Consider the following 1,965-nt stretch of genomic DNA (forward strand, 5'->3'; position numbering starts at 1 on the left):
GTACGGGCCCCAGGTGCGAAGGTCACGGCGTGCGCGGGTCACGCCGTGCGAAGGTCACGACGTGCCGAGGCACGCGGTGCGGAAAAACGGATCAGGCGACGAGGTTCACCGAGCGGGCCATGGCGGCACCGATCTCCTCGGAGATCTCGTTCAGCACCGACTGCGGCACGGTGTCGTCGACGGTGAGGACGACGACCGCCTCCCCGCCCACGTCCGCGCGCGAAACCTGCATGCCCGCGATGTTCAGACCGGCCTCGCCGAGGATGCGGCCGACGGTGCCGACGACACCGGGACGGTCCTGGTAGCGCAGCACGACCATGTGGTCGGCAAGCGCCAGGTCGACGTCGTGTTCACCGATGGCGACGATCTTCTGGAGGTGCTTGGGGCCGGCCAGCGTGCCGGAGACCGAGACCTCCTCGCCGCCCGAGAGGGTGCCGCGCACGGTGACGACATTGCGGTGCTCGGCCGACTCGGAGCTGGTGGTGAGGCGGACCTCGACACCGCGCTCCTGCGCGAAGAGCGGGGCGTTGACGTAGCTGACGGTCTCGTCCACGACGTCCTCGAAGACGCCCTTGAGCGCGGAGAGTTCGAGCACCTTCACGTCGTGCTGGGTGATCTCGCCGTACACCTCGACGTCGAGACGGGCTGCGACCTCGCCCGCGAGGGCGGTGAAGATGCGGCCGAGCTTTTCGGCGAGCGGCAGGCCCGGGCGTACGTCCTCGGCGATGACTCCACCCTGGACGTTGACCGCGTCCGGCACCAGCTCGCCGGCGAGCGCGAGGCGCACCGAGCGGGCGACGGCGATACCGGCCTTCTCCTGGGCCTCGTCCGTGGAGGCGCCGAGGTGCGGGGTGCAGACGACCTGGTCGAACTGGAAGAGCGGGGAGTCCGTGCAGGGCTCCTTGGTGTAGACGTCGAGGCCGGCTCCGGCGACGCGCCCTTCCTTCAGGGCGGAGTAGAGCGCCTCTTCGTCCACGATGCCGCCGCGGGCGGCGTTGACGATGCGCACCGAGGGCTTCACCTTGTGCAGCGCCTCGTCGCCGATGAGACCGAGGGTCTCCGGCGTCTTGGGCAGGTGCACGGTGATGAAGTCGGAGACCTCCAGCAGCTCGTCCAGGCTGAGGAGCTTGACGCCCATCTGCGCGGCGCGGGCCGGCTGCACGTAGGGGTCGTACGCGACGATCTTCATGCCGAAGGCGGACATGCGCTGGGCGACCAGCACGCCGATGCGGCCGAGGCCCACGACGCCGAGGGTCTTCTCGCTCAGCTCGACACCCGTGTACTTCGAGCGCTTCCACTCGCCGTTCTTCAGGGCGGTGTTGGCCTGGGGGATGTGGCGGGCGGTGGCGACCAGCAGACCACAGGCGAGCTCGGCGGCCGTGACGATGTTGGAGGTCGGTGCGTTCACGACCATCACGCCGGCCTTGGTGGCGGCGGAGACGTCGACGTTGTCCAGACCGACACCCGCGCGGGCGACGACCCGGAGCTTCTTCGCCGCGGCGATGGCCTCGGCGTCGACCTTCGTGGCGGAACGCACCAGGATCGCGTCGACATCGGCGATGGCCGGGAGCAGTTCGGCGCGGTCGGCGCCGTTGCAGTGCCGGATCTCGAAGTCCGGTCCCAGGGCGTCGACCGTGGCGGGCGACAGCTCTTCGGCGATGAGTACGACAGGTTTCGAGCTCACGTGTGTCCTCACAAATCCCAGTGCGGACGGCCGTCCCGACGGCCGCAGGCGGTGGAGGCTAGCCGCGTGGTAGACGCACGACACTGTGGGCCCTGACGCGTATATGTGTTGAGCAGTGTAGTCATGCGCCGGGGCGTTGAATGCTCCCCGGTGGAAGGATCACTCGTCCGAGGGTGGACAGCCGGTACATGGGTACGGCCGCCGCCTCTTGACGCTGTCCTTCCGGTCCGTGCGTGTGCCGCCCGTCGCGCCCCGCAGTGACACGGGGCCGGGCGTGTGGC

At 69.5% G+C, this 1,965-nt stretch carries 1 protein-coding gene; it reads right to left on the bottom strand.

Annotated features, from left to right (window positions below; translation table 11 throughout):
- Positions 1–91: 91 nt before the first annotated feature.
- Positions 92–1,684: a phosphoglycerate dehydrogenase gene (gene serA / locus ACFWEP_RS34335; protein WP_387376177.1), complete on the bottom strand. Its 1,593-nt coding sequence runs from the start codon at positions 1,682–1,684 to the stop codon at positions 92–94.
- Positions 1,685–1,965: the final 281 nt, after the last annotated feature.

This window comes from Streptomyces sp. NPDC060198 (assembly GCF_042728415.1).
GTDB lineage: Bacteria > Actinomycetota > Actinomycetes > Streptomycetales > Streptomycetaceae > Streptomyces.